The 6,158-nt window shown below is 40.6% G+C and carries 7 protein-coding genes; all 7 read left to right on the top strand.

Translation table 11 applies throughout. From position 1 onward, the window contains the following. Positions 1 to 630, top strand: a 630-nt coding sequence (locus tag AC52RT_RS10030; protein ID WP_495540612.1) for a cytochrome ubiquinol oxidase subunit I, incomplete at its 5' end; no start/stop codon positions are given. Between the two features lie 15 nt (positions 631 to 645). Beyond that, a complete protein-coding gene (locus AC52RT_RS10025) occupies positions 646 to 1,695 on the top strand; it encodes a cytochrome d ubiquinol oxidase subunit II (RefSeq protein ID WP_495540611.1) in 1,050 nt (349 codons plus the stop codon). A 17-nt stretch (positions 1,696 to 1,712) separates the two neighbouring features. After that, positions 1,713 to 2,489 carry a YybI family spore inner coat protein gene (locus tag AC52RT_RS10020; RefSeq protein WP_495540610.1) on the top strand — a complete coding sequence of 259 codons (777 nt, stop codon included), beginning with the start codon at positions 1,713 to 1,715 and terminating at the stop codon, positions 2,487 to 2,489. Positions 2,490 to 2,553: 64 nt separating this feature from the next. Continuing rightward, positions 2,554 to 3,006, top strand: a complete 453-nt coding sequence (locus AC52RT_RS10015) for a staygreen family protein (protein WP_495540609.1) — start codon at positions 2,554 to 2,556, stop codon at positions 3,004 to 3,006. 167 nt (positions 3,007 to 3,173) lie between these two features. After that, entirely contained in the window at positions 3,174 to 3,800 is a 627-nt protein-coding gene (locus AC52RT_RS10010) for a TetR/AcrR family transcriptional regulator (protein ID WP_495540613.1), read from the top strand. A gap of 63 nt (positions 3,801 to 3,863) precedes the next feature. Beyond that, positions 3,864 to 5,006, top strand: coding sequence for an acyl-CoA dehydrogenase family protein (locus AC52RT_RS10005; RefSeq protein ID WP_495540608.1), 1,143 nt, complete (start codon positions 3,864 to 3,866; stop codon positions 5,004 to 5,006). Between the two features lie 36 nt (positions 5,007 to 5,042). Next, positions 5,043 to 6,158: AMP-binding protein (locus AC52RT_RS10000; RefSeq protein WP_495540607.1), on the top strand; the 1,116-nt coding region annotated here is incomplete at its 3' end.

Below are 6,158 nucleotides of genomic sequence, written 5' to 3'. Positions count from 1 at the left end.
AAGCATCATGAATACCAGCCGGGAAAGCTTGCGGCTGCAGAAGGACTCTTTGAAACGCAGACCCATGCACCACTCACTAAGCTTGGGTATACGGACCGAGAAACACAGGAAGTGAAATATGGAATTGAGATACCGTGGGCTCTCAGCTTTTTGTCAGGGAACAGTTTTGATACCGAAGTGATTGGTTTAAATGATTTTCCTGAGGAAGAATGGCCGCCGTTATTTGTTCATACGTTGTTTAATTTTATGGTAATAACGGGCAGTATGCTGATCGTCCTTGCCTTGTTTATTTATCTTTGGAACTTCCGTAGAAAACGAGAAATTCCTAAGTGGCTGCTGGTGGTTCTTGTTTTGTCAGGTCCAATGGCCATGATGTCTATCGAAGCAGGCTGGATATTTGCTTGTACTGGTCGTCAGCCTTGGACCATCTATCGTATGTTATCTACAGCAGATTCTGTTACCACTTCGACCAATCTTGGACCCTTATTTGCATCGTTTGCCGTTGTCTATGCGATTCTTGGCATAGCCGTTGTATCCGTCCTGCTTTATTATTTCAAACGAAATACTGTACAGGATGATATCTATCGAGCTGAGCAAAAAGGTCTCCCATTATATGGATCAAACTCATAAAAAGGGGGAACGAACATGACTGATACTATACTAGCCATTACCACGCTCTGGTTATTTGTGTTTTTCTACTCTATTTTGGGAACGATGGATTTCGGAGCGGGGTTTTGGTCCTTTCTCTACTTTAATAAAGAGAAAACAAAGGTGACAAATGTAGCGAATCGTTATCTTTCGCCTACATGGGAAGTTACGAATACGTTCATTGTCCTTTTGGTGATTAGTTTATACGCACTGTTTCCGGGTGCGGCTTATACGCTGGGTACGGTTTTATTAATTCCAGGAAGTCTTATTCTTTTGCTGCTTGCCATTCGAAGCGCATTTTTAGTCTTTTCACATATTGCAACAAAATACAGCAAAGTCCTAACCTATATTTCTGGGATAACTGGTATCATCATTCCTGCGCTCTTAATAAGCGTTTTACCAATCTCTCATGGGAATTATGTAGAGGGAGAGAAGGGGAGGGAGGTATTGAACCTGTCCGCTCTGTTTACGAGTCCCCACGAATATGCCTTTATCGGATTTGGTGTATTTAGTACATTATTTCTGTCAGCCTTACTGCTTTCCGATTACTCTAAAGAATCGAATGAAGTAGAGGCCTTTAAAATTTATCGAAAAAACGCCATGATTACAGGTCCAATATCGTTGGTGTTTGCATTTTTGGTCATGTGGACCATGAAAAGTGAGGCTCCGTGGTTGTATGAAAATATGATGGAGCATTCCTCAATGCTGCTGCTATCGGTCCTATTTTTTGTCATAGGTGGAATTGGACTTTATCTGCCGTATTTCTCTAAAAGAGATGTTAAAGGAATGCCTAGACTAGCGGTTATTGCGATAGTTATTCAATATTTTATTGCGAGCTTTGCATATGGAAGGGCGCACCTTCCGTATATTGTTTATCCTATTGTCACGCTGGAGAATAGTTTTACAGATCCAGCAACATTCCGTGCAGTGTTTATCGTAATTATTATTTGCAGCGCCATCTTGCTTCCTGGCTTTTACTTGTTTTGGCGTCTGTTTATGAAGGATAAGCGATATTTATCGCAACAAAAGCAGGAAAGTAAAAAATAGGGAGCAGGTGGGGGTTGATGAACAAAAAAGCTGAGGTTTTCAAATACCTGGTTTTTATTGTAGCAGTTCTGTTTGCCTGCCAAGCAGTAGCTGCTCAGGGGAAAAGCAGTCAAGATGAAAAAATTCTTTATCATGAAAAAAAAGAGCTTACCGGGGATAAAAAGAAAGATGTCATTATTCTAAAAGGAATTCAATATGAAAATGGTAGTGATTTTTACAAAGAAATTATTTTAATGGTTACAAGTAAAGGGATACTCAGAGAGGTTCCTCTCAGCAGCGGCTGCTCCCCAACCGTATCCTTTGCGGATCTTAATCATGATGGATTGAAGGATGTCCTCGTTACGGTTCCAGCTTTCAACCATGAGGAGGGTGACTCCACTCCAATAGAAGCTTTTGCCTTTACATTCAAAGATGATAAGCTTCTTGATTTGTCAGTTCCACCAGCTGTACAAGTTACTTCTCAGTATTTAAATGACTATAAGGCTGTTTTGAAGGTGGACGATCAGGAACCCATTGTGCTTGATGTGAAGAACCGTCGGAAGGAGTATGAGGAGCTTGGCCTTTATCAGGAAGGAATTCTTAATGAAGAAACGGAGCTGATGATTGATTCTTATTATTTATTAAAAACGTATCAAATCCTTGGAAGAGGAAAAAATTTGGAAGGCAGACAAAGAATAAACGGTATTCATCAACAAGATAGTTTGGCTGAGCTTGTTTCTAAATGGCATTACGAGAAGGATGGTTGGAGATTAGTGGATGTTAAAATAAAACCTGTTCAAACGAAAAAAAAGTAGCAGAAACTGGGCGCTATTCATAGGATATGGCAAGTAAGCAGATTGTAGAGGAGAGGTACTTGCCATGTCGATATTAGATTTGGAAAAGTTAGTGATTACCTATATGCCGCCTGTAACCTTGTCTCATCCGGCAGAGGGCAGGAAATACACAGTTACTCATGATGATAAAAGTGGAATCATTACAGTGGCAATAGGGAGTCATTATGACCAATCTCAAATTAATCCGACGATGAGAGATGAAGTGTTGGCTGAGTGGAAACCTGATCGGGGTCAATACATTCTTTTGGTAACTGTTCATGTCAGCGATGGGGAATTTGATGCAAATCATGCGAAAATCCGTTATATGATTTTTCAGCGGGAACTTCCGCTTGCCCTCCAAGCTATTATGCATGCCGATATACCATTTTTAGGATACTACCCGTGGCTCTTGGATAGTCCGATATATGCAGAATTTACTTCTATCTATCCTGAATCTAATCAAACCCTTGACTATGGTACCCCTAGGCAATATTTATAGCGAAACTAATAGCACTCTAATTAAGCATATATAGAGTGCTATTTATATGGTTTGAAAAATTCAGAATTGACAACATATTTATAATTAGATAAAATCAACTTGTGTTTCCAATAAAAGTAATGTAAGCGGTTTATTTACAGTGTGAAAGGAGATGAGATCTTACGGATCTGAAAAATCGGATTATCGATACCTCTTTACAGCTTTTCGAAAAACATGGTTTTCATGGCGTCTCTGTCAATCAAATTGTCCAAGAAAGCGGTACAAGCAAAGGCGGATTTTATCATCATTTTCATTCCAAGGATGAATTGCTTTTTGTGATTCATGATTATTTTATTTCCTACGTTTTAAATAAGGCAACAGAAGCCATCTCAACTAGTACTCACCCCACAGAAAAAATGCAGAAAATGATTACTTCATTTGTCAAAGTGTTTGACCTCTATAAACCTCATATATCAGTATTTTATCAAGAAAGTGGTTATCTAAAACCGTTATATGCAAGTGCGATTAAGGAAAAAAGAGAAAAGTACAAAACGCTCTTATTTAATTTAATTGAGGAGGGTGTAGCTGCCGGAGAGTTTCGTCCTGAACTAGACCGTACGATTATCGGGATGTCTATCTTGGGAATGGTGAATTGGTCGTATAAATGGTACAAACGGGAAGGCGAAAAATCAATAGAAGAAATTGCTGAGATTTATGTAGACTTCATCCTTCACGGGCTCCTAACAACAGAAGCTAAACAAAATCCCCGCTATGCAAGATATTTTTTAAACCAACAGGTTTCGTCTATTAAATAAAGCGCTTACACAAAGACTTGACCGACCAACTAGTCGGTCTCAATAAAAAGATGGAGGTTTGCTATGAATTTCGAATTAACAAAGGAACAGCTGATGATAAAAGAAATGACTCGAGGGTTCGCAGAGAAAGAGATTAAGCCGATTGCGATTGAACTAGACCGTGAATCTAAATTTCCTGAAGAAGTTTTCAAGAAAATGGGGCAGTTAGGTCTGCTAGGAATTCCATTTCCTGAAGCATATGGCGGTTCAGGAGGAGATACCATTTCCTATGCGATTGCCGTAGAGGAAATTGGTAAAGCATGCGGTGGTACTGGGTTAAGCTATGCTGCAGCGGTATCACTGGGCTCAAGTCCTATCTATTATTTCGGTACCGAAGAGCAAAAGCAAACATATCTCGTTCCACTGGCAAAAGGAGAAACGTTGGCGGCATTTGGACTAACGGAACCGAATGCGGGATCTGATGCAGGGGGAACTCGTACGCGGGCTGATCTTGAAGGAGATGAATACGTCATTACTGGCGAAAAGTGCTGGATTACGAATGCTGGCTATTCAAGGACAATTACCGTTACAGCCGTAACAGGGAAAGACAGCCGCGGTAAAAATATTATTTCGGCTTTCATTGTCCCGACTGACTCAAAAGGACTTTCAATCTCCAGTAATTACGACAAGATGGGGGTCAGGGCCTCTAATACATGTGAAATCATTTTGGATCACGTCAGAGTACCAAAGGAAAATCTTCTTGGTGATGCAGAAGCAGGGTTTAAACAATTTTTATACACACTGGACGGCGGAAGGATATCGATCGCAGCACTTGCTGTGGGCATTGCTCAGGCAGCTTTTGAAAGATCGTTGGCTTTTGCAAAAGAACGTGTCCAATTTGGGCAATCAATTTCTAAATTCCAAGCGATTCAATTTAAGCTTGCTGATATGGCAATGGAAATCGAATTGGCAAGAAATATGGTATACAAAGCGGCTTGGTTGAAGGATCATAAAAAACCATTCACAAAGGAAAGTGCATATGCCAAGCTTTTTGCATCAGAAATGGCTTTTAGGGCTAGTAACCAAGCCATTCAAATTCATGGAGGCTCAGGTTATATGCGTGAGTATGAAGTGGAGCGTTTTCTAAGAGATGCCAAGCTTCTTGAGATTGGTGAAGGGACTTCTGAGATTCAGAGATTAGTCATTGCTAGACAGCTAGGCTGTTAATCTTTCAGAGATTTTATTAATTTATGGGAGGTTTCTATGACGGATTTAGTGAATAGTACTGTCGGAAAGCTACTCGAAACAACAGCAATGGTCTATGGAGAAAGGGAAGCAGTAGTTTACCCAGAGTTAAATTTGCGCTATACGTATAAAGAATTTGAGCAACTCTGTCGTGAAGCTGCTAAAGGATTCATGTCACTCGGGATCAATAAGGGAGAGCATGTGGCGATATGGGCATCCAATAAGCCGGAGTGGCTGATCAGCCAGTTTGCCACTGCAAAAATGGGAGCGGTACTTGTCACAGTCAATACCAGTTACCGGACCAATGAGCTTGAGTACCTCCTTAGTCAATCAGATGCCTCAACTATTATCTTAATGGATCAATTCAAGGACCATTCTTTTATAGATACATTATCTGAAATCGTACCAGAATTAACCGATGCCGCACCAGGACAGTTGAACTCTAGTAAGCTGCCTCATTTAAGAAATGTCATTGTACTTGGTGATTCCTCGTATCCTGGGACCTTTTCGTGGAAGGATTTGCTTGCAGCTAAGGACTTAGTAACAGATGAACAACTAGATTTCCGGATGCAACAGTTAAATCATCATGATGTAATTAACATGCAATATACCTCTGGAACAACTGGTTTCCCAAAAGGGGTCATGCTGACTCATTTCAATTTAGTCAATAACGGCGTAAACATTGCTGCTTGTATGAAGCTATCACACAATGACCGGCTTTGTATTCCAGTTCCGTTTTTTCATTGCTTTGGTTGTGTACTGGCAAACATGGCATGTGTATCAGTCGGAGCGGCAATGGTTCCGTTACAAGAATTTAACCCGAAAAAGGTGCTGCACACGGTAGAACAAGAAAAATGCACCGCTCTCCACGGTGTACCGACCATGTTCATCGCAGAATTAAATGTAGAAGATTTCCCTCAATATAATCTAACAAGCCTGCGAACAGGAATCATGGCTGGTTCCAATTGCCCGATTGAAGTAATGAAAAATGTTGTAGAGAAAATGGGAATCTCTGAAATTACCATTACCTATGGTCAAACGGAAGCCTCGCCTGGGATTACGATGACACGGACACATGACCCCATTGAACTCAGGGTTTCTTCTGTAGGGCGAGCCTTGCCGAATGTAGAAGTG

It is taken from the genome of Peribacillus sp. (assembly GCF_059453735.1).
This window is presented reverse-complemented; position numbering and strand designations above follow the sequence as displayed.